This is a genomic window from Streptomyces sp. NBC_01232, assembly GCF_035989885.1.
In the GTDB taxonomy this organism is placed as follows: Bacteria; Actinomycetota; Actinomycetes; order Streptomycetales; family Streptomycetaceae; genus Streptomyces.
In genome coordinates this window covers 6,432,604-6,455,746 of record NZ_CP108518.1, presented here as the reverse complement: position 1 = coordinate 6,455,746, position 23,143 = coordinate 6,432,604, and the positions used below count along the sequence as shown (strand labels likewise).

Annotated in this window: 16 protein-coding genes and 1 riboswitch; of the genes, 6 read left to right on the top strand and 10 right to left on the bottom strand. The window is 72.4% G+C overall.

All coding sequences use genetic code 11. The features are described 5' to 3' along the window. The first annotated feature begins 41 nt into the window (after positions 1 to 41). The 4 genes from cbiE to OG444_RS29785 all read left to right on the top strand — a co-directional run bounded on the left by cbiE (position 42) and on the right by OG444_RS29785 (position 3,464). A complete protein-coding gene (cbiE, locus tag OG444_RS29800) occupies positions 42 to 1,319 on the top strand; it encodes a precorrin-6y C5,15-methyltransferase (decarboxylating) subunit CbiE (RefSeq protein ID WP_327265083.1) in 1,278 nt (425 codons plus the stop codon). After that, positions 1,316 to 2,065, top strand: a complete 750-nt coding sequence (gene cobM, locus OG444_RS29795; protein ID WP_327265082.1) for a precorrin-4 C(11)-methyltransferase — start codon at positions 1,316 to 1,318, stop codon at positions 2,063 to 2,065. Before cbiE ends, cobM begins: the two co-directional genes overlap by 4 nt. Next, positions 2,055 to 2,825 (top strand): cobalt-precorrin-6A reductase, encoded by a 771-nt coding sequence (locus OG444_RS29790; RefSeq protein WP_327265081.1) that lies wholly within the window; start codon positions 2,055 to 2,057, stop codon positions 2,823 to 2,825. The genes cobM and OG444_RS29790 overlap by 11 nt, the downstream gene beginning before the upstream one ends. Before the next feature lie 63 nt (positions 2,826 to 2,888). Next, positions 2,889 to 3,464: a GNAT family N-acetyltransferase gene (locus OG444_RS29785; protein WP_327265080.1), complete on the top strand. Its 576-nt coding sequence runs from the start codon at positions 2,889 to 2,891 to the stop codon at positions 3,462 to 3,464. A gap of 87 nt (positions 3,465 to 3,551) precedes the next feature. Here OG444_RS29785 and OG444_RS29780 read toward each other — a convergent pair whose 3' ends face one another. From OG444_RS29780 to OG444_RS29770, 3 genes are read right to left on the bottom strand one after another with little or no spacing between them, the layout of a single operon-like run. Next, a complete protein-coding gene (locus tag OG444_RS29780) occupies positions 3,552 to 5,057 on the bottom strand; it encodes a precorrin-2 C(20)-methyltransferase (protein ID WP_327265079.1) in 1,506 nt (501 codons plus the stop codon). Next, a complete protein-coding gene (locus tag OG444_RS29775; protein ID WP_327265078.1) occupies positions 5,054 to 5,701 on the bottom strand; it encodes a precorrin-8X methylmutase in 648 nt (215 codons plus the stop codon). Before OG444_RS29775 ends, OG444_RS29780 begins: the two co-directional genes overlap by 4 nt. Further along, complete coding sequence (locus tag OG444_RS29770) at positions 5,698 to 7,002, bottom strand: cobalamin biosynthesis protein CobG (protein WP_327265077.1); 1,305 nt, start codon at positions 7,000 to 7,002, stop codon at positions 5,698 to 5,700. The genes OG444_RS29775 and OG444_RS29770 overlap by 4 nt, the downstream gene beginning before the upstream one ends. A 295-nt stretch (positions 7,003 to 7,297) precedes the next feature. Next, a riboswitch (cobalamin riboswitch) is annotated at positions 7,298 to 7,403 on the top strand. A 55-nt stretch (positions 7,404 to 7,458) separates the two neighbouring features. Here OG444_RS29770 and cobN point away from each other — a divergent pair. Continuing rightward, entirely contained in the window at positions 7,459 to 11,076 is a 3,618-nt protein-coding gene (cobN, locus tag OG444_RS29765; protein ID WP_327265076.1) for a cobaltochelatase subunit CobN, read from the top strand. 119 nt (positions 11,077 to 11,195) lie between these two features. Here cobN and OG444_RS29760 read toward each other — a convergent pair whose 3' ends face one another. Beyond that, positions 11,196 to 11,417, bottom strand: coding sequence for a hypothetical protein (locus tag OG444_RS29760; protein WP_030390548.1), 222 nt, complete (start codon positions 11,415 to 11,417; stop codon positions 11,196 to 11,198). A gap of 368 nt (positions 11,418 to 11,785) precedes the next feature. Between OG444_RS29760 and OG444_RS29755 the strand changes: the two genes are divergently transcribed. Next, positions 11,786 to 14,002 (top strand): terpene synthase family protein, encoded by a 2,217-nt coding sequence (locus tag OG444_RS29755; protein WP_327266974.1) that lies wholly within the window; start codon positions 11,786 to 11,788, stop codon positions 14,000 to 14,002. A gap of 53 nt (positions 14,003 to 14,055) precedes the next feature. Here the strand turns inward: OG444_RS29755 and OG444_RS29750 are convergent, their stop codons facing one another. The 6 genes from OG444_RS29750 to pucD form a co-directional block, all read right to left on the bottom strand. After that, entirely contained in the window at positions 14,056 to 15,297 is a 1,242-nt protein-coding gene (locus tag OG444_RS29750) for a GNAT family N-acetyltransferase (RefSeq protein WP_327265075.1), read from the bottom strand. A gap of 99 nt (positions 15,298 to 15,396) precedes the next feature. Further along, positions 15,397 to 16,161, bottom strand: a complete 765-nt coding sequence (locus OG444_RS29745) for a septum formation family protein (RefSeq protein ID WP_327265074.1) — start codon at positions 16,159 to 16,161, stop codon at positions 15,397 to 15,399. Between the two features lie 56 nt (positions 16,162 to 16,217). Then, positions 16,218 to 17,513, bottom strand: a complete 1,296-nt coding sequence (locus OG444_RS29740; RefSeq protein WP_327265073.1) for a YncE family protein — start codon at positions 17,511 to 17,513, stop codon at positions 16,218 to 16,220. Between the two features lie 209 nt (positions 17,514 to 17,722). Beyond that, positions 17,723 to 18,874: an XdhC family protein gene (locus tag OG444_RS29735; protein ID WP_327265072.1), complete on the bottom strand. Its 1,152-nt coding sequence runs from the start codon at positions 18,872 to 18,874 to the stop codon at positions 17,723 to 17,725. A 79-nt stretch (positions 18,875 to 18,953) separates the two neighbouring features. Then, positions 18,954 to 20,417 (bottom strand): NCS2 family permease, encoded by a 1,464-nt coding sequence (locus OG444_RS29730; protein ID WP_327265071.1) that lies wholly within the window; start codon positions 20,415 to 20,417, stop codon positions 18,954 to 18,956. Between the two features lie 321 nt (positions 20,418 to 20,738). Continuing rightward, positions 20,739 to 23,141, bottom strand: a complete 2,403-nt coding sequence (gene pucD, locus OG444_RS29725) for a xanthine dehydrogenase subunit D (protein WP_327265070.1) — start codon at positions 23,139 to 23,141, stop codon at positions 20,739 to 20,741. Between the last annotated feature and the right edge of the window lie 2 nt (positions 23,142 to 23,143).

Below are 23,143 nucleotides of genomic sequence, written 5' to 3'. Positions count from 1 at the left end.
GTCCGCCCTGTTTCCCCACCCCGTCCCCGAGGAACCGCGCAGTGAGCACCCCGCCGCCCCCCATACCCGTGACGGTCGTCGGCCTCGGTGCAGACGGCTGGGCCGGGCTCACCGCCGCCGGCCGCTCCGCCCTGTCCTGCGCCGAGGTGCTGATCGGCGGGCCGCGCCAGCTCGATCTGCTGCCGGCCGCCGAGTGCGCCGGTGAGCGGGTGGCGTGGCCGAGCCCGCTGCGGCCCGCCGTGCCGAAGCTGATGGCCGAGCACGCCGGCCGCCGGATCGCGGTGCTGGCCAGCGGTGACCCGATGTTCTACGGGATCGGCCGCGCCCTCGCCGAGGAGCTCGGCCCGCGGTCCCTGCGGGTCCACCCGCACCCCTCCTCGGTCTCCTACGCCTGCGCCCGCCTGGGCTGGCCGGTGGAGGACACCGAGGTGATCACCGTGGTCGGCCGTCCGGTGGCCCGGCTCGCGGCCGCGCTCCACGAAGGGCGCCGGGTGCTGGTGCTCAGCGCCGGGGCGGGGTCCCCGGCCGAGATCGCCGCCCTGCTGCGCGAGCGGGGCTTCGGCCCGAGCCGGATGCGGGTGCTGGAGCAGCTCGGGTCCGAGCGCGAGGACGCGTACGAGGGCCACGCCGACGGCTGGGACCACGCGCCCGGCGACCCGCTGAACGTGGTGGCGATCGACTGCCGCCGGGACCCGGCCCACGACGCACCGCGCCTCGGCGCGACCCCCGGCCTGCCGGACGCCGCGTACGAACACGACGGGCAGCTCACCAAGCGGCACGTCCGGGCCGCGACCCTGTGCGCGCTGGCCCCGGCCCCCGGCGAGCTGCTGTGGGACATCGGCGGCGGCTCCGGCTCCATCGGCATCGAGTGGATGCGCACGCACCCCTCGTGCCGGGCGGTGGCGGTGGAGCGCGTCCCGGAGCGGGCCTCGCGCATCGCCCGTAACGCGGCGGCGCTCGGCGTACCCGGCCTGCGGGTGGTCGTCGGCGCCGCACCGCAGGCACTGGCCGGGCTGCCGGCCCCGGACGCCGTGTTCATAGGCGGCGGGCTGACCGCTCCCGGCCTGCTGGACGCGGCCTGGGCCGCCCTGGCCCCCGGCGGCCGGCTGGTGGTCAACACCGTCACCCTGGAGTCGGAGGCGGTGCTCACCGAGCGCTACCGGCGCCACGGCGGCGACCTGGTGAAACTCGCCGTCGCGCACGCCGTGCCGGTCGGCGGTTTCACGGGCTGGAAGCAGGCGATGCCGGTCACCCAGTGGTCGGTGACGAAGTCGGACGGGTCGGCCGCCGGGCCGACCGAGGAAAGGGATCAAACATGACCGTGTACTTCATCGGTGCGGGCCCCGGCGCCGCCGACCTGATCACGGTGCGCGGTGCCCGGACCCTGGCCGCCGCCCCGGTCTGCCTGTACGCGGGCAGCCTGGTGCCGCGCGAACTGCTGGCCGAGTGCCCGGCGGACGCCCGGCTGGTGGACACCTCGCAGCTCAACCTGGACGAGATCATCGCCGAGTGCGTACGGGCCCATGCGGCGGGCCAGGACGTGGCGCGGCTGCACTCCGGCGACCCGTCGGTCTTCAGCGCGGTCGCGGAGCAGATGCGGCGGCTCGACGCGGCCGGCATCCCCTACGAGGTCGTGCCGGGCGTCCCGGCCTTCGCCGCGGCGGCTGCCGCCCTCAAGCGGGAACTGACCGTCCCCACCGTCGGCCAGACGGTGATCCTGACCCGGATCGCCCAGCAGGCCACCCCGATGCCGCCCGGCGAGGACCTGGCCACGCTGGGCCGCAGCGGCGCGCTGCTGGTGCTGCACCTGGCCACCCGCTACGTGGACCGGGTCGTCGACGAGCTGCTGCCGCACTACGGCGCCCAGTGCCCGGTGGCGGTGGTGGCCATGGCCAGCCGCCCCGACGAGCTGATCCTGCGCGGCACCCTGGCCGACATCGCCGCCCAGGTGAAGGAGGCGGGCCTGGTCCGCACCGCCGTCATCCTGGTGGGCCGCACCCTGGGGGCGGAGCAGTTCCGCGACAGCCACCTCTACTCCCCCGAGCGCGACCGGCATGTCTGCTGAGCCGGGCCCCCTCCCGGCCCACCACGTCCTGATCCTGGGCGGCACGACGGAGGCCCGCCGGCTCGCGGAGGCGCTGGCACCCGACCCCTCGTGCCACGTGACGACCTCGCTCGCGGGCCGGGTCACCTCACCCGTGCTCCCGCCCGGCGAGACCCGCATCGGCGGCTTCGGCGGCATCGCGGGCCTCGCGGGCTGGATCGTCGCCCATGACGTCACGCACGTCGTCGACGCCACCCATCCCTTCGCGGAGCGGATGAGTTTCAACGCGGCCGAGGCGCAGGCCCTCACCGGTGTCCCGCTGGTGGCGCTGCGGCGGCCCGGCTGGACGCCGGAGCCGGGCGACGACTGGACCTTCGCGGACTCCCTCGCCGAGGCGGCCGACCGGCTGCCCGGCCTCGGCTCCCGCGCGTTCCTGACCACCGGCCGGATGGGCCTGCACACCTTCGCGCACCTCACCGACACCTGGTTCCTGGTGCGTTCGGTGGACCCGCCGGCCGCGCCGGTGCCGCCGCGCCTCGAAGTACTGCTGGACCGGGGCCCGTTCGGCCTGGCGGGTGAGCGCGAACTGCTGGCCCGTCACCGGATCGACGTCCTGGTCACCAAGGACAGCGGCGGCTCCGCCACCGCCCCCAAGCTGACCGCGGCCCGCGAGGCCGGCATCCCGGTCCTCGTCGTACGCCGCCCGGCGGTCCCGCAGGGCGTGCCGGAAACGGGCTCGGTCGAGGCCGCCCAGGACTGGCTCGGTGTGAGCCGCCAGTAGGTCCGGTTCTGCCTCGGGGAAAAGGAATTGCCTGCTGGGGGCGGGTCGCGTTGGGTGGGCGGCATGACCGAACTGCACACCGAACGCCTCGTCCTGCGCCCCTGGCGGGACTCCGACCTCGATCCCTGGGCGGCGATGAACGCCGATCCGGAGGTCCGGGAGCACCTGGGCGACCCGCTCACCCGTGAGCAGAGCGAGGCCTCCATGGAGCGGTTCCGGGCCGCCTTCGACCGGCGGGGCTACGGCTGGTGGGCCGTCGAGGTCCGGGCCACGGGTGAGTTCATCGGTTTCGCGGGCATGGACGACGTGGACGACGGCCTGCCGTTCACCGGGGTGGAGATCGGCTGGAGGCTCGCCCGCGCCTCCTGGGGACTGGGCTACGCCACCGAGGCCGCGCGGGCGGTCCTCGCCCACGGCTTCGGCACGCTCGGGCTCCCCGAGATCCTCGCCGTGACGACGGCCGGCAACCTCCGCTCCCAGGCGGTGATGCGGAAGATCGGGATGACCCGGAACCCGGCCGACGACTTCGACGACCCCGACGCCCCCGAAGGACCGCTGCGCCCGAACGTGCTGTTCCGCCTGGCGTGCGGCCCGGCAGAGGCGGCGCCGGCGGCGGGCGGTGCGCCCGGATCCGGCTGAGCGGCCACCGGACGGAGGACGGAGGAGGGCCCGGTGCGTCGTCGCACCGGGCCCTCCTCCCGCATCGCTGCGCCCCGCCTCACCCGGTCACGGGTAGCGGCGCGGCGTCCAGGTGATCCTCGAACCGTCCGCGCGCTCGGTGACCTGCGTCTGCGAGGAGCCGATCAGCAGGAGCGTGCGCATGTCCACCTCGGACGGCTCCAGTGCGGCGAGCGTGACGATCCGCACCGACTGCTCGGGGCCGCCCACGTCGCGCGCGACGACCACCGGGGTCTCGGGCGAGCGCAGCTCCAGCAGCAGCTCGCGGGCTTGGGCCACCTGCCAGTTCCGGCTGCGCGAGCCGGGGTTGTAGAGCGCGAGCACCAGGTCGGCCGCGGCGGCCGCGCGCAGCCGTTCCGCGATGACCTCCCAGGGCTTGAGCCGGTCCGAGAGGGAGATGGTCGCGTAGTCGTGGCCGAGCGGGGCGCCGGCCGCGGCGGCCGCCGCGTTGGCCGCGGTCACCCCCGGCAGGACCCGTACCGGCACGTCCTTGTACTCGGCCTGCCCGGCCACCTCCAGGACCGCCGTGGCCATGGCGAAGACACCCGGGTCGCCGCCGGAGACCACGGCCACCCGCTGCCCGCGCCGGGCGAGGTCGAGGGCGAACTCGGCGCGCTCCGACTCCACCTTGTTGTCGGAGCCGTGCCGGACCTGGCCCGGCCTGACGGGCACCCGGTCCAGGTAGGTGGTGTAGCCGACCAGCACCTCGGCGTCGGCCAGCGCGCGCCGGGTCTGCGGGGTGAGCCACAGCGGGCCCGCCGGGCCGGTGCCCACGACGACGACCTCGCCGGGGCCGGACGGCACGCTGCCCGGGTTGCCGATGCGGCTGGGGACCACGGCGACGGCGAAGTACGGGACGGACTCCGGGTCGGTCTCGGCCAGGCGGCCGGTGCGCTCGCCCTCCATCGTGGCGCGCTCGACGTAGCGGGCCTCGGCGAGCCGGCCGCTGTTCTCCATCGCGGCGCGCACGGCGGGGAAGGTCCGGCCGAGCTTCATCACCACCGCCGAGTCGGTGGCGGCGAGCCGGGCGGTGAGCTCCTCCTCGGGCAGGGTGCCGGGAAGGATGGTCAGCACCTCCTCACCCTCCACGAGCGGAGTGCCGAGCCGGGCGGCGGCGGCGCTCACGGAGGTGACGCCGGGGACAACCTCCGTCTCGTACCGGTCCGCGAGCCGCTTGTGCATGTGCATGTACGAGCTGTAGAAGAGCGGGTCGCCCTCGGCGAGCACGGCAACGGTCCGGCCGGCGTCCAGGTGGGCGGCGAGGCGGGCCGCGGCGGCCTCGTAGAACTCCTCCATCGCGCCCTGGTAGCCACCGGGGTGGTCGGTGGTCTCGGTGGTGACCGGGTAGACCAGCGGTTCCTCGACGTGGTCGGCGCGCAGGTGCTTCGCGGCGATCGAACGGGCGATGGAACGGCCGTGGCGGGCGCTGTGGTAGGCCACGACATCCGCCTCGCCGATCACCTCGACGGCGCGCAGGGTCATCAGCGACGGGTCGCCGGGGCCGAGCCCGACCCCGTACAGCCGGCCCTTGGCGATGCCGCTCGTCCCGCTCATTCGGCCACGCTCGCAATGGCGTTGACGGCTGCGGCGGCCATGGCACTGCCGCCGCGCCGACCGCGCACGATCAGGTGGTCGAGGCCCGAGGGGTGTGCGGCGAGGGCGTCCTTGGACTCCGCGGCGCCGATGAAGCCGACGGGGACCCCGATGACGGCGGCGGGGCGCGGGGCGCCTTCCTCGATCATCTCCAGCAGCCGGAACAGCGCGGTCGGCGCGTTGCCCACGGCGATGACCGAGCCCTCCAGCAGGCCGCGGTCGCGCCAGACCTCGAGGGCGGCGGCGCTGCGCGTGGTGCCCATCTTGGCGGCGAGCTCCGGTACGGCCGGGTCGGAGAGCGTGCAGATCACGTCGTTGCCCGCGGGCAGCCGCTTACGGGTGACACCGCTGGCGACCATCTGCACGTCGCACAGGATCGGCGCACCCGCCTCCAGCGCCGCGCGGGCGCGCAGCACGACCTCGGGGGTGTACCCGAGGTCCTGCGGGAGGTCGGTCATTCCGCAGGCGTGGATCATGCGCACCGCGACCTGGGCGACCGTGTCGGGCAGCGCGGAGAGGTCCGCCTCGGCGCGGATCGTGGCAAAGGACTGGCGGTAGATGGCCGCGCCGTCCTTCTCGTACTCAAACACGGTGTACTCGCTCATTTCTTCACTACGTCGGGGTCGGTGCGGGCGTCCGCGAGTGCCGCGGCAAGTTCGGGGGGCCGTACGTCGTGCCGTACGGGTTGGCCGGGGGCGGTGATCCGGTATCCGGGTCCGGTGGCGACCAGATCCACCCAGGCGGTGCCGCGCGGGTGCCCGCAGCGGCGCTCGCAGCCGGACCAGTGCACGGGCAGCTGCCCCCGTGCCCGGTCGACGACGGCCCGCGCGTCGGCGCGTACGTCCGCAAGGGATTTCGCACAACCCGGCTGCCCCGCACAGGCGGTGACGGACTGCCAGGGACTGTCGGGGGTGAGGACCAGCCCGGCGTCCTCGATGAAGGCGGCGGCGCGGGCGCCCGCCGCGGGCAGGACGACGCTGCGCCACGGGGTGACGCGCAGCCGGCCGCTCCCCTCCTCCGCGGCCTGTACGAGGACCCGCCACTGGGCCGAGTCGAGCCGGCCGAGCGGGGGCAGGACACAGAGGGCGGACCGGCCGTGCCGGCCCGGGCCCCACGGCCGGGGCGGCGCCGCGTACGGCCAGTCCACGGCGCCGGCGGTGGGCGCGGCGGCGATGCCATCGGCCTCCAGGCGCCGGGCGAACTCGACCGTCTCCAGGGGGCTTTCGGCAGGCAGTTCGGACACCCGCCAGGCCTGGGTGCCGGCTTCGGCGGCGGTGTCGAGGAAGTACCGGGCGGCTGCGAGCGCCGCCCGGGGAGAGTCCGGCCCGGCCAGCTCCACGGCGTCGGCGGCCCGGCCGAGCCGCACCAGCGCCCGGCCGCCGGGGCGGCCGAGGGCGGTCACGTCCGGGCCGAGCGACGCCACGTCGCCGCGCCCGTCGTCGAAGGCGAACAGGAACCGCCCGGACAGCGCGGCCGTCCAGGGGCCGGCGCACAGCAGCCGGTCGAACTCCATGGCCCAGGCCAGCGCGTCGGGCCGGTCCGGGCCGCCGGGTTCCGCCAGGCCGGACATCGGCGTGGCCACGATGTTCCGTACCCGCTCGTGGCTCGGCGCGGGAAGCAGCCCGGCCCCGTCCAGCAGCTCCGCGAGGCCGGCGCCGCACCCGTCGGCCAGGCCGCGCAGCTGCACGTTGCCGCGCGAGGTCAGCTCGAGGTGTCCGTCCCCGAAGCGGTCGGCGGCGAGCGCCAACGCCGAGGCCTGCGCCGCGGTGAGCAGCCCGCCGGGCAGCCGGACCCGCGCCAGGAACCCGTCGTCCGCAGCGTGCAGCCGCAGCGCACCGGGGCAGGCGTCACCACGCTCCCGTATGACGGGTTCGTCCCGCGATGCGGCGGAGGGGGGCTGGGGCATGGCCGCGAGCATACCCACGATTACGACCCCCCGACCTGTGTCCGTCACCACCCCGACCAGCGACTCCGGCCCCGCCGCCCTTCCGGCCCCGCCGGCGTTCGAGGCGCGGGGCCCGGGGCGAAGCCAGCCCTTCCGGCCCCGCCGGCGTTTGAGGCGCGGGGCCCGGGGCAGAGCCCCGGCAGCGGCGCCGCACCCGGCGGACCACACCGGACCTCACGACCGCACCCCACCCGCCACCCCGGCCGCAGCCACCCGCCCCCTAAGATGACCTTCCGGCGGACCACACGGCCCGCCGTCGCCGAGGACGGCGACATGGGAGGAAGCCCGGTGCGATTCCGGCGCGGTCCCGCCACTGTGAACCCCGCGGAGCGATCCCGCACCACGGGGTGAGTCAGGAACTCCCGCTGTCCTCACACTGCCCGGGGCGCGGAAACCCCGAGGAAGGCCTGCCGCCGCATGATCCTGCTGCTGTCGACGTCCGACACCGATCTGCTCAGCGCCCGCGCAGCGAACACGGCGGACGGCCCCGTCCCGTACCGGTTCGCGAACCCCTCCCGTCTTCCCCTCGACGACCTCCCCGGCCTCCTCGACGGGGCCGACCTGGTCGTCGTACGCCTCCTCGGCGGCCTCCGTGCCTGGCAGGACGGCCTCGACGTGCTCCTGGCCCCCGGCCAGACCCGCCCGGTCGTCGTCCTGACCGGCGAACAGGCCCCGGACGCCCAGCTCATGGAGGCCTCCACGGTCCCCATCGGCATCGCGGCCGAGGCCCACGGCTACCTCGCGCACGGCGGCCCCGCCAACCTGGAGCAGCTGGCCCGGTTCCTCTCCGACACCGTCCTGCTGACCGGCCACGGCTTCGAACCCCCGGCCGCCTCCCCCACCTGGGGCCCTCTGGAGCGCACCCCGCAGCGCACCGAGGGCCCGCGGATCGCCGTGCTCTACTACCGCGCCCACCAGATGAGCGGCAACACCTCCTTCGTGCACGCCCTGTGCGACGCGATCGAGGCCCACGACGCCCAGGCGCTGCCCCTGTACGTGTCCTCCCTGCGCACGCCCGAGCCCGAGCTGATCGCGGCGCTGGAGTCGGCCGACGCGGTCGTCACCACCGTCCTCGCGGCCGGCGGCACCAAGCCCGCCACCGCCTCGGCGGGCGGCGACGACGAGTCCTGGGACGCGGGCGCGCTCGCCGGTCTCGGCGTGCCGATCCTGCAGGCCCTGTGCCTGACCGGGTCGCGCTCCGCCTGGGAGGAGAACGACGAGGGCCTCTCCCCGCTGGACGCCGCCACGCAGGTCGCGGTGCCCGAGTTCGACGGCCGTCTGATCACCGTCCCGTTCTCCTTCAAGGAGATCGACGAGGACGGCCTGCCCGCCTACGTGGCCGACCCCGAGCGGGCCGCCCGGGTCGCGGGGATCGCCGTACGCCACGCCCGCCTGCGGCACATCGACCGCCGCGACAAGAAGGTCGCGCTGGTCCTCTCCGCGTACCCGACGAAGCACTCGCGCATCGGCAACGCGGTCGGCCTCGACACCCCGGCCAGCGCCGTGGAGCTGCTGCGCACGCTCATCGCGGGCGGCTACGACTTCGGGCCGACCGAGAACATCCCGGGTCTGGTCTCGGGCGACGGCGACGAGCTGATCCGCGCCCTGATCGAGGCCGGCGGCCACGACCAGGACTGGCTGACCGAGGAGCAGCTGGCCCGCAACCCGGTCCGGATCCCGGCCGCCGACTACAAGCGGTGGTTCGCGGAGCTCCCGGCCGAACTGCGCGACAGCGTCACCGAGCACTGGGGCGAGGCCCCGGGCAACATGTTCGTGGACCGCTCGGCGAACCCGGACGGCGACATCGTCCTCGCCGCCCTGCGCCGCGGGAACCTGCTGATCCTCATCCAGCCGCCGCGCGGCTTCGGCGAGAACCCGATCGCGATCTACCACGACCCGGACCTGCCGCCCTCGCACCACTACCTGGCCGCGTACCGCTGGATCCAGGCGCGCGCCGAGGACGGCGGCTTCGGCGCCGACGCGATGATCCACCTGGGCAAGCACGGCAACCTGGAGTGGCTGCCGGGCAAGAACGCGGGCCTGTCCGCCGCGTGCGCGCCCGACGCCGCGCTCGGCGACCTGCCCCTCATCTACCCGTTCCTGGTCAACGACCCGGGCGAGGGCACCCAGGCCAAGCGCCGCGTGCACGCCACCCTGGTCGACCACCTGGTGCCGCCGATGGCGCGCGCGGAGTCGTACGGCGACATCGCGCGCCTGGAGCAGCACCTGGACGAGTACGCCCAGATCTCGGCGATGGACCCGGCGAAGCTGCCGGCCATCCGCGCCCAGATCTGGACCCTGATCCAGGCCGCGAAGCTCGACCACGACCTCGGTCTGGAGGAGCGCCCGGACGACGACGGCTTCGACGACTTCCTGCTGCACGTCGACGGCTGGCTGTGCGAGGTCAAGGACGCCCAGATCCGCGACGGTCTGCACGTCCTGGGCGGCGCGCCGACCGGTGAGGCCCGGGTCAACCTGGTCCTCGCGATCCTGCGCGCCCGCCAGATCTGGGGCGGTACGACGGCCCTTCCGGGTCTGCGCGAGGCGCTCGGCCTCGACGAGTCCAAGGCCACCCGCACCTCGGCTGACGCCGTCGAGGAGCAGGCCCGCGCCCTGGTCCGGGCGATGGAGGACGCGAACTGGTCCCTCGACTCCGTGGCCTCGGTCGCGGCGGACCACCCGGCGGACGTCGCGGCGGTCCTGTCCTTCGCGGCCCGTGAGGTGGTCCCGCGCCTGGCCGGCACCACGGACGAGATCACCCACGTGGTCGCGGCCCTGGACGGCCGGTTCATCCCGGCGGGCCCGTCCGGCTCCCCGCTGCGCGGCCTGGTCAACGTGCTCCCGACGGGCCGCAACTTCTACTCGGTCGACCCCAAGGCCGTCCCCTCGCGCCTGGCGTGGGAGACGGGCCAGGCGCTCGCCGAATCCCTCCTCACCCGCTACCGCACCGACAACGGCGAGTGGCCCGCCTCCGTGGGCCTGTCCCTGTGGGGCACGAGCGCGATGCGCACCTCGGGCGACGACGTGGCGGAAGCACTCTCCCTCCTCGGTATCCGTCCGGTCTGGGACGAGGCCTCGCGCCGCGTCACCGGCCTGGAGCCGATCCCGCTCGACGAGCTGGGCCGCCCCCGCATCGACGTCACCCTGCGCATCTCGGGCTTCTTCCGCGACGCGTTCCCGCACGTGATCGGCCTGCTGGACGACGCGGTGCGCCTGGCGGCATCGCTGGACGAGCCGGACTCGGAGAACTTCATCCGGGCCCACGCCCGGGCGGACCTGGCCGAGCACGGTGACGAGCGCCGGGCCACCACCCGTATCTTCGGCTCGCGCCCGGGCACGTACGGCGCCGGCATCCTCCAGCTGATCGACTCCCGCGACTGGCGCACGGACGCCGACCTCGCGGAGGTCTACACGGTGTGGGGCGGCTACGCGTACGGCCGGGGCCTGGAAGGGCGCCCCGCCCGGGACGAGATGGAGACGGCCTACAAGCGCATCACGGTCGCGGCGAAGAACACGGACACCCGCGAGCACGACATCGCGGACTCGGACGACTACTTCCAGTACCACGGCGGCATGGTGGCCACGGTCCGCGCCCTGCGCGGCACCGCCCCGGAGGCCTACATCGGCGACTCCACCCGCCCGGAGACGGTCAAGACCCGCACCCTGGTCGAGGAGACGTCGCGCGTCTTCCGGGCCCGCGTCGTGAACCCCAAGTGGATCGAGGCGATGCGCCGCCACGGCTACAAGGGCGCCTTCGAGCTCGCGGCGACGGTGGACTACCTCTTCGGCTACGACGCGACGACGGGCGTGATCGCGGACTGGATGTACGACAAGCTCACCGAGACGTACGTCCTGGACCCGACGAACCGCGCCTTCCTGGAGGAGGCCAACCCCTGGGCCCTGCACGGCATCGCGGAGCGCCTGCTGGAGGCGGAGTCCCGCGGCATGTGGGAGAAGCCGGACCCGCAGATCCTCGAATCCCTCCGCCAGGTCTACCTGGACACGGAGGGCAACCTGGAGGGCGAGTCGGAGTAGCCCTCCAGCGCTGACGCCCCGCACACAGGCCGTCCCCCTCACCCTGCCGAAGGGTGAGGGGGACGGCTTTCCTCATGCGGGCCCGCGCACCCCGAGCAGCGCGAACCCGGTACTGCGTACTACGCCTTGACGGTCTGGTTCAGCGCGACGAGCGCCTGCGCCCAGCGGACGTACTTCAGCTGCCCGAAGTCGGCGACGGTCTTGACCCCGAACGCCTCGTGCAGCAGCTTGCCGTCCTCGTCACTGACGCCCTTGAGCGCGGCAACGGGAGCCGCGAGCACCTCGGCGAGCGGCTTGTCGGCCCACGCCTTGTCGAGCACCTTGTCCAGATCGATCGCCATGAGCGTCCCTCTCGGAATCCCGAAACGAATATCGGGGCAAACCTAACCCAATCCGACAATCACCCCACGCTCCGACACCCCGTGGCTCCGACCGAAGCGCAAGCCGGACGAGCGGCCTCAACAGGGCACGGTCACTCTGCGCGGAGGTCGCGGCAAGGCTTCCTCATCCCTCGCCACATGGTTCCGTATTCCGCGAGGACGGCCTCTAGCGTTCGGCAGGGCCCCGCACCGCGGAACGATCCGTCCGTCACCTGATGCGGTGAAATCACCCTTGTCCCATGCGTACCAGGGGTAAGGCACTGCTGATCTCGTGCGGGGGACCGGGGCGACCGGTGTCCCGTACCCATGGACGAAAGGCCGACCCCGCCGTGACGCAGCCGTTCCAACTGCCGGATTTCTATGTGCCCTATCCGGCACGACTGAACCCCCACCTGGAGCACGCACGGACCCACACCAAGCAGTGGGCGCGCGACTTCGGGATGCTGGAGGGTTCCGGCGTCTGGGAGGAGAGCGACCTCGACTCGCACGACTACGCCCTGCTCTGCTCGTACACCCACCCCGACTGCGACCGCGACGCGCTGGCACTGGTCACCGACTGGTACGTGTGGGTGTTCTTCTTCGACGACCACTTCCTGGAGATGTTCAAGCGCTCCCAGGACCGCGACGGCGCCAAGGCCTACCTCGACCGGCTCGCCGCCTTCATGCCGATGGACCTGTCCGCCGGCTTCCCCGAGCCCACCAACCCGGTGGAGGCGGGGCTCGCCGACCTCTGGGCGCGCACCGTCCCGGCCATGTCAGCCCACTGGCGGGAACGGTTCTCCTTGTCCACGAAGAACCTCCTCGACGAGTCGATGTGGGAGCTCGCCAACATCAACATCGGGCGCGTGGCGAACCCCCTCGAGTACATCGAGATGCGCCGGAAGGTCGGCGGCGCCCCCTGGTCGGCCGGCCTGATCGAGTACGTGTCCGCCGAGGTCCCCGCACGCGTCGCGCACTCACGTGCGCTCGGCGTGCTGCGCGACGCCTTCTCCGACGCCGTGCACATCAGGAACGACATCTTCTCCTACGAACGCGAGGTCACCCACGAGGGCGAACTCTCCAACGCCGTCCTGGTGCTGGAGACCTTCCTCGGCTGCACCACCCAGGAGGCCGCCGAGGCCTCCAACGACCTGCTCACCTCCCGCCTCCACCAGTTCGAGCAGACCGCGCTCCACGAGCTCCCCCAGCTCATCGCCGACCACACGCTCGACCCGGCGGAGATCACGGCCGTCCTCGCCTACGCCAAGGGCCTGCAGGACTGGCAGTCCGGCGGCCACGAGTGGCACATGGTCTCCAGCCGCTACATGAACAAGGAGGCCCGGCCCACCGCCCCGGCGACGCTGCCCTTCCTGCCGACCGGACTCGGCACCACCGCGCTCGACCTGCGGTCCGTGTTCACCCGGCGCTCGATGGAACTGCGCCGCCGTTCCTTCTCCCACGTCCCCTTCGAGCGCACCGGCCCCTCCGTCGTCCCCGAGATCCACATGCCGCACCGGCTCTCCCTCAGCCCGCATCTGGCCCACGCACGCGAGGAGTCCGTGGCCTGGTCCCGGCGCATGGGCCTGCTGGACCCGCAGCCCGGTGACCCGGGCTCGGCGATCTGGACCGAGGAGCGGCTGCGGGGCTTCGACTTCGCGCTCTGCTCGGCCGGCATCGATCCCGACGCGACGCCGCAGGAGCTGGCCCTCAACGCCTGCTGGCTGACCTGGGGCACGTACGGGGACGACTACTACCCGGTGGTCTTCGCCCAGGGCAGGAACCTTCCGGCGGCCAAGGCGACCACCGCCCGCCTCATCGCCATGATCCCGGTCGACCACGCCGGACAGCCGGAGCCGGTCACCGCGATGGAGCGTGCGCTCGGCGACCTGTGGGTGCGCACCAGCGCCGGCATGTCCGCCGGGCAGCGCACCGAGTTCCGGGCGACCCTGGTGAACATGCTGGAGAGCTGGGTGTGGGAGGTGGACAACCAGATCCAGAACCGCATCCCGGACCCGGTGGACTACGCGGAGATGCGCCGCCACACCTTCGGCAGCCACCTCACGATGTACCTGTGCCGTCTCGGGCACCTGGGCCGGGGCATCCCCGAGGAGATCTACGCCTCCGGGACCATCCGCTCACTGGAGAACGCGGTCGCGGACGCCGCCTGCATGATCAACGACATCTACTCCTACCAGAAGGAGGTGGAGGTCGAGGGCGAGGTCCACAACTACATCCTGGTCACACGGAACTTCTTCGACGTCGACTACCCGCAGGCCCTGCACATCTGCCATGAGCTGATGACCCGGCGGACCGAGGAGTTCGAGCACATCGTGGCCAACCAGCTCCCGCTGCTCTATGACGACTGGAAGCTCGGCCCGCAGGCCCGGGAGGCCCTGGACGCGTACGTGGGCGAGCTGAAGGACTGGCACGCCGGCATCCTCAACTGGCACGAGAAGATCCGCCGTTACCGCTCGGAGGACCTGCACCCGCAGCCCGACCTGCTGTCCACCCGCATCCTGGGCCCCGGCTTCGGCATGGCGGCCGCCCGGATCTCCATGTCGGCCTGATCCCGGCGGCGGGGCGGTCCGTTCCCCCGACCCGCCGCCACCGCCGCCGTGCGTCAGAACTCGTCGCTCGTGTGCGGCAGTACGGGCGTCCGCAGGGCCGCATCCAGCGCCGCCGCCGCGCCCGGCGTGTGCTCCCGTACGAGCCCGGCCGCGACGAGTTCCCCGACCCGGGTCCCGCCGAGGTAGCAGGCGCCCAGTTCGCGTACGTCCAGGGCCAGGTCGGCAGCGGAGTCGGCGTGCTCGTACGTCGCCCCGCCCGGCCCCGCCTCGAGGCGGAAGCGCCCGGCGTTCGCGGGCAGCCGTACGTCGTGCACCTCCAGCACCACCTCCACCGGCGCGGCCCAGGAACGCGCCGCCAGCGCCGCGCCCACATCGACCAGGCGCACCCAGAGCGCCGGGAACTGGGCGGTGACCCGTACCTGGTCCCGGTCCGCGGCGAAGTGCAGCAGCGGGTCGTCGAGCGGGCGGCCCCACGCCGAGACCTTTCCGGTGAGGTCGAGGGAGGCCACGCACTCCCACAGCGCGGCGGCGACCGCCGGGGTCTCGGCCTCCAGTTCGTCGACCCGGACCAGGCCCGGGACGCGGGATCGTCCGGCCCCGCCCCCGTCGTCCTCCGGCTTCGTGCGGTAGAGGACGTATCCGGCGATCGGCTCGTCCAGGTCGCCCAGGACGATGATCCGCGGCGGGCTCAGCTCCTCGTCCTCCTCGTCCTGTTCGGCGAGCCACTCGTCGCGCCAGCGCTGCTCGCTGCGGGTGGGGCGGCCGGCCCGCCCGGCGCGGGCGGCCTCGTGGAAGGGCCCGATCACGGCGAGGGCCTCTTCCGGGTCGAGGAGCCGCAGCGGGCGCCGGTCCGGGTCGATGCGCAGGGCCAGCGGACGGGTGGAGTCGATCTCGACGGTGGCGCCGGTGGTGGCGCTGCCGTAGCCGAACCGGCCGTAGATGGCGGCCTCGGAGGCCCAGAGGGCGGCGATCGGGCTGCCCGCGGCGGCGGTGCGCCCGAGCATCTCGGCCATCAGGCCGGTGAGGACGCCGCGCCGGCGGTGGGTGGGGGCGACGCAGACGAAGGTGAGCCCGGGGCAGGGCAGATCCGCCCCGGGCACGGAGAGCCGGAAGTCGTAAGCGGCCATGAAGCCGACCAGGGTGGTGCCGTCGTAGGCGCCGATCCGGTCGCAACTCGCGAGCAGCGCGTGGTGTTTCTCCCGGAGCTCCTTCTCGGGCCGGTCGTGGAAGACCAGGTACGCGAGCTCCAGAGCGCGGTCGATGTCGGACTCGGGTACGTCACGGATGTCCACCATGATCGCGAGACTAATCGGTCATCGCGGACCGGTCACCTCATAATGGCCCGCTTCCCGCATGTGGCCGGATTTCAGGCCCGATCCGGCCTGCGGGACGGGTCAGGAGCCGGTGGCGCGGACCGAGCCGGTGCTGGAGCCGCTGGTGTCACCGAGGAAGCAGGTGACCTCGTGGTCGTCCGAGCTCCAGCCCTCGGAGGTCGGATAGTAGTAGTAGATCTCCATGGTCTTCGGGAGCTTCGCGTCGTCGCCCACGTAGTCGGTGAACTCCTTGCCGGCGCACCGCTTGTCGGCGATCGCGATGATCTTCTCCTTGCCCGGGTACGGCCCGTCCTTCAGGTCGAAGACGGCGTACGCCTCCGACTGGTGCGGCCCGGTGCAGGGCACGGTGTCCACCGAAGGGGGCGCCTTGCCGTCCACGTCCTCGGTCTTCAGTTCCTCCTCGGTGTCGAAGCAGTCGCCCACCTCGATGTCGGCCACGTCGCCGAAGACCGGGCCGGCGACCCGGCCACCGCTGTCGCGCTTCGACAGGGCGCCGGCGGCGTCCGCCGCTCCGAGGAGCCCGAGGGACAGTACGACCACGAGGACCGCGCTGCGGACGGCGGCGGGCGCGAAGGCCGGGCCGCCGCCCCTGCGCCGACGGTGGCGCGCGGAGAGGGTGATGCCGCCCGGGATCAGCGGGATCCGGCGGATCGCCCGGCACATCGACAGGACGAACGCCACGGCGGCGGAGTCGCCCCGCCGGACGCCGTGCGACCGGCGGGGCGGCTCCGGCTGTCCGTACGGTCCCGGGTGCGGGTGCGGGTGCGGGTCCGGGTGCGGCCCGTGCCACGACGGTGGTTGCGGGGGTTGCGACAGTCTGGACATGCGCACAGCACTCCTTGCACAGAGCGTGGGACGCGGCCGACCGGCCACTTCCCACGCTACTCCCCGGCGCGGAGCTCGTCCTGACGGGCGGCGGGACCGCTCCAGCCGGCCGGGACATGGCCGAGCCGGATGCGCTGCGGATGGTCCCCGACGGGGACGGAGACCCGCTTGGCGCCGGTGGCGAAGTCGATGGCCGTGACCCGGTCGGCGCCGCTCTCGGAGATCACGCAGGCGGTGCCGTCGCCGTCGACCGTGGCCCAGTACGGCTTGGCGGCGGGTACGAGCGGGCCCTCGGCCAGGGTGGCTCGGTCCACGACGGTGGCGTAGTCGTCCATGGTGCCCGCGATGCAGAGCTTGGCCCCGTCGGGGCTCATGGACATGCCGTGGTGGCGGGAGTCGTTGACCCAGGTGGTGCGGTCGGTGCTGGTGGCGGGGTTCATCGGGAGGGTCTTGAGGCGGGTGATCCGGTCGGAGGCCACGTCGTACTCGAGGAATCCGTTGAAGAAGGAGACCTGGAAGTAGAGCTTCGACTCGTCGGGGCTGAAGGACACCGGGCGGACGGAGTCGGACAGGTCCCGGCGGCCGAAGGCGTCCAGGCGCTCCCGCATGTCGATCACCCGGACGGTGCGGAAGGTCTGCGCGTCGACCACGGTGATCTTCCGGTCGCCCTTCGTCCAGTCGAGCCAGGGGGCGTCCAGGGCGGTGTTCACCTCGCCGATGGAGCTGTTCCACAGGAAGCGGCCGTCGCGGGAGAAGGTGTTCTCGTGCGGCTTGTCCCCGGTGCCGAAGGAGCCGACCTGGCGCCCGGTGGTGATGTCCAGGACGTGCACGGTGTTGGAGGTGGAGGCCGAGACGGCGATGCGGGTCCCGTCCGGGGAGACCGCCATGTGGTCGGCCCGGAAGCCCGACACCGGGAAGCGCCAGTTGATGCGTCCGGAGGCCACGTCGATGGACACGACGTCGGCGAAGCTGGGGCGGGAGGCGACGACGGCGGAGCCGTCCGGGGTGGTGAACATGTCGTCGACGAACTGATCGTGGCCCTCGCCGGCGCTCTCCCGGATGCCGAGGAAGAAGGCGAGCTTCACGGGGTTGAGGTAGATCTCGCGGAGCCGCTCCGCCTTGTCGGGGATCATATTGATCCGGCCGACCTTGGCGAGGTCGCCGGTGGAGGCGAGGACGTCGGCGGTCCCCTCCCAGTTGTTGCCGACGAAGAGCACCTCGCGCAGGACGCCGCCAGGACCGGTGGCGGTGGCGGGAGATGGGCCGGTACCGGCGCCGGCCGGGGCCGGCGCGAGGACGGTGAGCAGGGTGGCCGCGGCCAGCAGGCCCAGGGTTCGCACGGTACGCAACATCCGCTCAACTCCGCTGCAGGAAAGGGATGGAGAGGGTGCCTCCTATTACCGGCGGGTAAAATAGGGGGAACGCCGAAAGGGCGCAACCCCCGCGGGGTGCGCCCTTTTCTCACGTTCCGCCGACGCCCTGCCGAGGTCCGGCTCACGCGCGGCTCGCGTCCGGCTCACGTCGGGCCGTCACGCGCGGCTCACGTCGGGCCGTCACCCCTTCAAGCGACGGAACCGATCCTGTCGATCACCGTGTTCGAGATGTCCGGGTGGATCGGGATGTGCGCGCCGGTCAGGGCCGCGCCGGTGCCTCCGCGGCGGTTCGCGACGATCTCGGCGGCGATGGACAGCGCGGTCTCCTCGGGCGAGCGGGCGCCGAGGTCCAGCCCGATCGGGGAGCGCAGCCGGGCCAGTTCGATTTCGGTCACGCCGACTTCGCGCAGACGCTTGTTGCGGTCCTCGTGGGTGCGGCGGGAGCCCATGGCGCCGACGTAGGCGACGGGGAGCCTGAGGGCCAGTTCGAGGAGCGGGACGTCGAACTTGGCGTCGTGGGTGAGCACGCACAGGACGGTCCGGCCGTCCACTTCGGTGGTCTCCAGGTAGCGGTGGGGCCAGTCCACGACGATCTCGTCCGCCTCGGGGAAGCGGGTCTTCGTCGCGAAGACGGGCCGCGCGTCGCACACCGTCACCCGGTATCCGAGGAACTTGCCGATCCGCACGAGGGCGGAGGCGAAGTCGATGGCACCGAAGACGATCATCCGCGGGGGCGGGACGCTGGACTCGACCAGCACCTTCAGCGGCTCTCCGCAGAGCCTGCCGTCTGCGCCGATCTCCAGCACGCCGGTCCGGCCGGCGTCCAGCATGGCGCGGGCCTCTTCGGCGATGGTGCGGTCCAGCTCGGGGTGTCCGCCGAATCCGCCCTGGTGGGCGCCTTCGGTACGGACGAACACGGCGCGGCCCATGAGCTCGGCCGGGCCCTGCGCTATCCGGGCCACCGCCGCGGCCTCGCCGCGGGCCGCGGCGGCCAGGCCGGCCGCGAACACCTCCCGCACGGGAGAGCCCACGCGGACCGGGGTGACCAGGATGTCGATGATTCCGCCGCAGGTCAGACCCACGGCGAAGGCATCGTCGTCGCTGTATCCGAAGCGCTCCCGGACGGTCTCGCCGTCCTCCAGCGACTGCCGGCACAGCTCGTACACCGCACCCTCCACGCATCCACCGGACACCGAGCCGATGGCCGTTCCCTCGCTGTCGACGGCGAGGGCGGCACCGGGCTGCCGGGGCGCGCTCCCGCCGACCGCCACGACGGTGGCGACGGCGAAGTCACGTCCCTGCTCGACCCACCGGTTCAGCTCTTCGGCGATGTCCAGCATGGGGGGCCTCCTCGGAGAGGTTCGGTTCCAGTATCGGATACGTGAAGGGTGCGGTTCTGGCTGATCAGGCCGGTCCGGGTCAGCCGACCCCGAGCCAGTGCTCGATCGGGTTCAGGGCGAAGAACACCACGAAGATCGCGGTCAGCGCCCACATGAAGCCGCCGATCTCCCGGGCCTTGCCCTGGGCGATCTTGATGGCGACGTACGAGATGACACCGGCGGCGACGCCGGCCGTGATCGAGTACGTGAACGGCATGATCACGACGGTCAGGAAGACCGGGATCGCGGTCGCGCTGTCGGCCCAGTCCACGTGGCGGGCGTTCTGCATCATCATCGCGCCGATGACGACCAGGGCCGCGGAGGCGACCTCACCCGGGACGATCTGCGTGATCGGGGTGAAGAAGAGGCAGGCGGCGAAGAAGAGGCCGGTGACCACGGAGGCGAGGCCCGTGCGGGCACCCTCGCCGACGCCGGTCGCGGACTCGACGAACACGGTCTGGCCGGAGCCGCCCGCGACGCCACCGATGGCGCCACCGGCACCGTCGATGAAGAGCGCCTTGGACAGGCCCGGCATGCGGCCCTTGTCGTCGGCGAGCTTGGCCTCGGTACCGACACCGATGATGGTGGCCATCGCGTCGAAGAAGCCGGCGAGCACCAGGGTGAAGACGATCATGCCGATCGTCATGTAGCCCACGTCGCCCCAGCCGCCGAAGGAGACGTCGCCGAAGAGCGAGAAGTCCGGCATGGAGACCGCGGAGCCGTCGAGGGTGGGCGGACCGTTCTTCCAGGCCTTCGGGTCGATGTCCACGATGGCGTTGAGGATCGCTGCCAGGACGGTGCCGCCGACGATGCCGATCAGGATGGCGCCGGGCACCTTGCGGGCCTGGAGCATGAAGATCGCGATCAGGGTGATGCAGAAGAGCATGACGGGCCAGCCCGACAGCTCACCGACCGCGCCGAGCTGGACGGGGGGACCGAACTCCGGACCCTTGCCCACGAAGCCGGCCTTGAAGAAGCCGATCAGCGCGACGAAGAGGCCGATGCCCATGGTGATGGCGTGCTTGAGCGCGAGGGGGATCGCGTTCATGATCATCTCTCGGAGGCCGGTGACGACCAGGAGACAGATCACGACACCGTAGACCACACACATTCCCATGGCCTGCGGCCAGGTCATCTGGGGGGCCACCTGCGAGGCCAGCACGCCGGACACGGACAGACCGGCGGCGAGGGCGAGCGGCACCTTGCCGACGAAGCCCATGAGGAGCGTGGTGACGGCTGCGGCGAACGCGGTGGCGGTGATGATCGCCGAGGCGGCCATCGAGGCGCCGGCGACGTCCTTGCCCGAGAGGAGCAGGGGGTTGAGCAGCAGGATGTACGCCATCGCCATGAAGGTCGTGATACCGCCACGAACCTCATTGCCGACGTTGGATCCTCTGTGCGTTATGTGAAAGTACCGGTCGAGCCAGGACCTTCCCGCGGGGGGATGAGAGCCGTCGCCGGCATCTTCCGCGGTGGTCTTCGGCTCTACTGACGATTGGGTCATGGTGCCTAACTCCCAAGGTTCAAAGGGGCACCCGCTTGGAGATTGGAGACGCGGGATTTGGGATGGTGCGTTTGGCTGCACGACCCGGGGTGACGGCCCGAGGCGACGCGAATGTGCACTGCGTGTACTGCGGGTAGTGCGGGGGTGACCGCTGGTACTACGGGGGTTCTTGCAGGGGTACTGCCAAGTGAAGGGACCGCGAGCGGGGCGGTGCTTCGTATGTCCTCCGGACGGCGCGCCGTGAAGTGTGACGTTCCCATGCGCACCGTCCGGAGAGTCTGAGGAGGTCCGGGGGCCTTGCGGCCCCCGGACCGCGCCGTCCTAGAGGGTCCCGGTAAGGGCTTCCGGACGGATCGGCGTCTTGTTGATCTCAAGACCCGTCGCCTGCCGGATCGCCGCGATGACGGCCGGGGTGGACGAGAGGGTCGGGGCCTCGCCCATACCGCGCAGGCCGTAGGGGGCCTTCGGGTCGGCGAGCTCCAGGACGTCGACCGGAATGGTCGGGGTGTCGAGGATGGTCGGGATCAGGTAGTCCGTGAAGGAGGGGTTGCGCACCTTCGCGGTCTTCGGGTCCACGATGATCTCTTCCATGATCGCGACGCCGAGACCCTGGGTGGTACCACCCTGGATCTGGCCGACCACGGAAAGCATGTTGAGGGCCTTGCCGACGTCCTGTGCGGTCGCCAGCTCGACGACCTTGACGAGGCCGAGCTCGGTGTCCACCTCGACGACCGCGCGGTGCGCGGCGAAGGTGTACTGGACGTGGCCGTTGCCCTGGCCGGTGACCAGGTCGAAGGGCTCGGTCGCCGCGTGACGGAACTCGAGCTCGAGGTCGATGGCCTCGTTCCCGAGGATGTCGGCGATGTCCGCGAGGACCTCGCCGCCGTCGGTGACGACCTTTCCGCCTTCGAGCAGCAGCTCGGCCGTGGCCCACGCGGGGTGGTACGAGCCGTTCTTGCGGCGGCCGATCTCCAGGAGCGCCTCGCGGACGGCCTCACAGGTGTTCTTCACCGCGCCACCGGTCATGTACGTCTGCCGGGAGGCGGACGTGGAACCGGCGGAGCCGACCTGCGTGTCGGCCGGGTGGATGGTCACCTGCGTGACGCCCAGCTCGGTACGGGCGATCTGCGTGTGAACGGTGATGCCGCCCTGGCCGACCTCCGCCATGGCCGTGTGGACCATCGCGACGGGCTCGCCGTTGATGACCTCGAGCCGCACGCGGGCGGTCGAGTAGTCGTCGAAGCCCTCGGAGAAGCCGACGTTCTTGATGCCGACCGCGTAGCCGACGCCGCGGACGACGCCCTCACCGTGGGTGGTGTTCGAGAGGCCACCGGGCAGCGCGCGGACGTCCGCGCTCTCGCCGGCGGACTCCCACTGGCGCTCGGGCGGCAGCGGGCGGGCCTTGACCCGGCGCAGCAGCTCGGCGACGGGCGCCGGGGCGTCCACGACCTGGCCGGTCGGCATGACCGTGCCCATCTCCATGGCGTTCAGCTGGCGGAACTCGACCGGGTCCATGCCCAGCTTCGCCGCGAGCTTGTCCATCTGGGCCTCGTAGGCGAAGCAGGCCTGGACGGCGCCGAAGCCGCGCATCGCGCCGCAGGGCGGGTTGTTCGTGTAGAGCGCGATCGCCTCGATGTCCACGTCCTCCAGGACGTAGGGACCCACCGAGAGGGAGGAGGCGTTGCCCACGACCGCCGGGGAGGCGGACGCGTAGGCGCCGCCGTCCAGGACGATCTTGCACTTCATGTGCGTGAGCTTGCCGTCCTTGGTGGCGCCGTGCTCGTAGTACAGCTTCGCCGGGTGACGGTGCACGTGGCCGAAGAAGGACTCGAACCGGTTGTAGACGATCTTGACCGGCTTGTTCGTGGCCAGGGCCAGGAGGCAGGCGTGGATCTGCATCGAGATGTCCTCGCGGCCACCGAAGGCACCGCCGACGCCCGAGAGCGTCATACGGACCTTCTCCGGCGGGAGGCCCAGGACCGGGGCGATCTGCTGGAGGTCCGAGTGCAGCCACTGGGTGGCGACGTAGAGCTCGACACCGCCGTCCTCGGACGGCACGGCCAGACCGGACTCCGGGCCGAGGAAGGCCTGGTCCTGCATGCCGAAGGTGTACTCGCCCTCGACGATGACGTCGGCGCGCTTGCGGGCCTCCTCCACGTTGCCGCGGATGATCGGCTGGCGGTGCACGATGTTCGGGTGCGGGACGTGACCGATGTGGTGGTCGTCGCGGCCCTCGTGGATCAGCGGCGCGTCGGGGGCGAGGGCGGAGGCCTCGTCCGTGACGAGCGGCAGCTCACGGTAGTCGATCTTGATCTTGGCCGCCGCGCGGCGGGCGGTCTCCGGGTGGTCGGCGGCCACGAGGGCGACCGGCTCACCGTGGTGACGTACCCGGCCGTTGGCGAGAACCGGGGTGTCCTGGATCTCGAGGCCGTAGTTCTTCATCTCGGCCGGCAGGTCGTCGTACGTCAGCACCGAGTAGACGCCGGGCATGGCGAGCGCCTCGGAGATGTCGATGGAGACGATCTCGGCGTGGGCGACGGTGCTGCGCAGGGTCTGGCCCCAGAGCATGTCCTCGTGCCACATGTCCGAGGAGTAGGCGAACTCACCGGTGACCTTGAGGGTGCCGTCGGGACGGAGAATCGATTCGCCGATGCCGCCCTTGTTGTGCTTCTGGGTGACGTTCGTCGGCGTACCGGCGGGCACGGTGCGGGTGTTCTGAGCCATGG

Coding starts and splice junctions, on each gene's coding strand:
- OG444_RS29790 (WP_327265081.1), top strand. CDS start 2,055: ATGTCTGCTGAGCCGGGCCCCCTCCCGGCCCACCACGTCCTGATCCTG.
- OG444_RS29740 (WP_327265073.1), bottom strand. CDS start 17,513: ATGTTGCGTACCGTGCGAACCCTGGGCCTGCTGGCCGCGGCCACCCTG.
- OG444_RS29785 (WP_327265080.1), top strand. CDS start 2,889: ATGACCGAACTGCACACCGAACGCCTCGTCCTGCGCCCCTGGCGGGAC.
- OG444_RS29780 (WP_327265079.1), bottom strand. CDS start 5,057: ATGAGCGGGACGAGCGGCATCGCCAAGGGCCGGCTGTACGGGGTCGGG.
- OG444_RS29745 (WP_327265074.1), bottom strand. CDS start 16,161: ATGTCCAGACTGTCGCAACCCCCGCAACCACCGTCGTGGCACGGGCCG.
- OG444_RS29770 (WP_327265077.1), bottom strand. CDS start 7,002: ATGCCCCAGCCCCCCTCCGCCGCATCGCGGGACGAACCCGTCATACGG.
- OG444_RS29735 (WP_327265072.1), bottom strand. CDS start 18,874: ATGCTGGACATCGCCGAAGAGCTGAACCGGTGGGTCGAGCAGGGACGT.
- OG444_RS29730 (WP_327265071.1), bottom strand. CDS start 20,417: ATGACCCAATCGTCAGTAGAGCCGAAGACCACCGCGGAAGATGCCGGC.
- pucD (WP_327265070.1), bottom strand. CDS start 23,141: ATGGCTCAGAACACCCGCACCGTGCCCGCCGGTACGCCGACGAACGTC.
- cobM (WP_327265082.1), top strand. CDS start 1,316: ATGACCGTGTACTTCATCGGTGCGGGCCCCGGCGCCGCCGACCTGATC.
- OG444_RS29760 (WP_030390548.1), bottom strand. CDS start 11,417: ATGGCGATCGATCTGGACAAGGTGCTCGACAAGGCGTGGGCCGACAAG.
- OG444_RS29775 (WP_327265078.1), bottom strand. CDS start 5,701: ATGAGCGAGTACACCGTGTTTGAGTACGAGAAGGACGGCGCGGCCATC.
- cobN (WP_327265076.1), top strand. CDS start 7,459: ATGATCCTGCTGCTGTCGACGTCCGACACCGATCTGCTCAGCGCCCGC.
- OG444_RS29750 (WP_327265075.1), bottom strand. CDS start 15,297: ATGGTGGACATCCGTGACGTACCCGAGTCCGACATCGACCGCGCTCTG.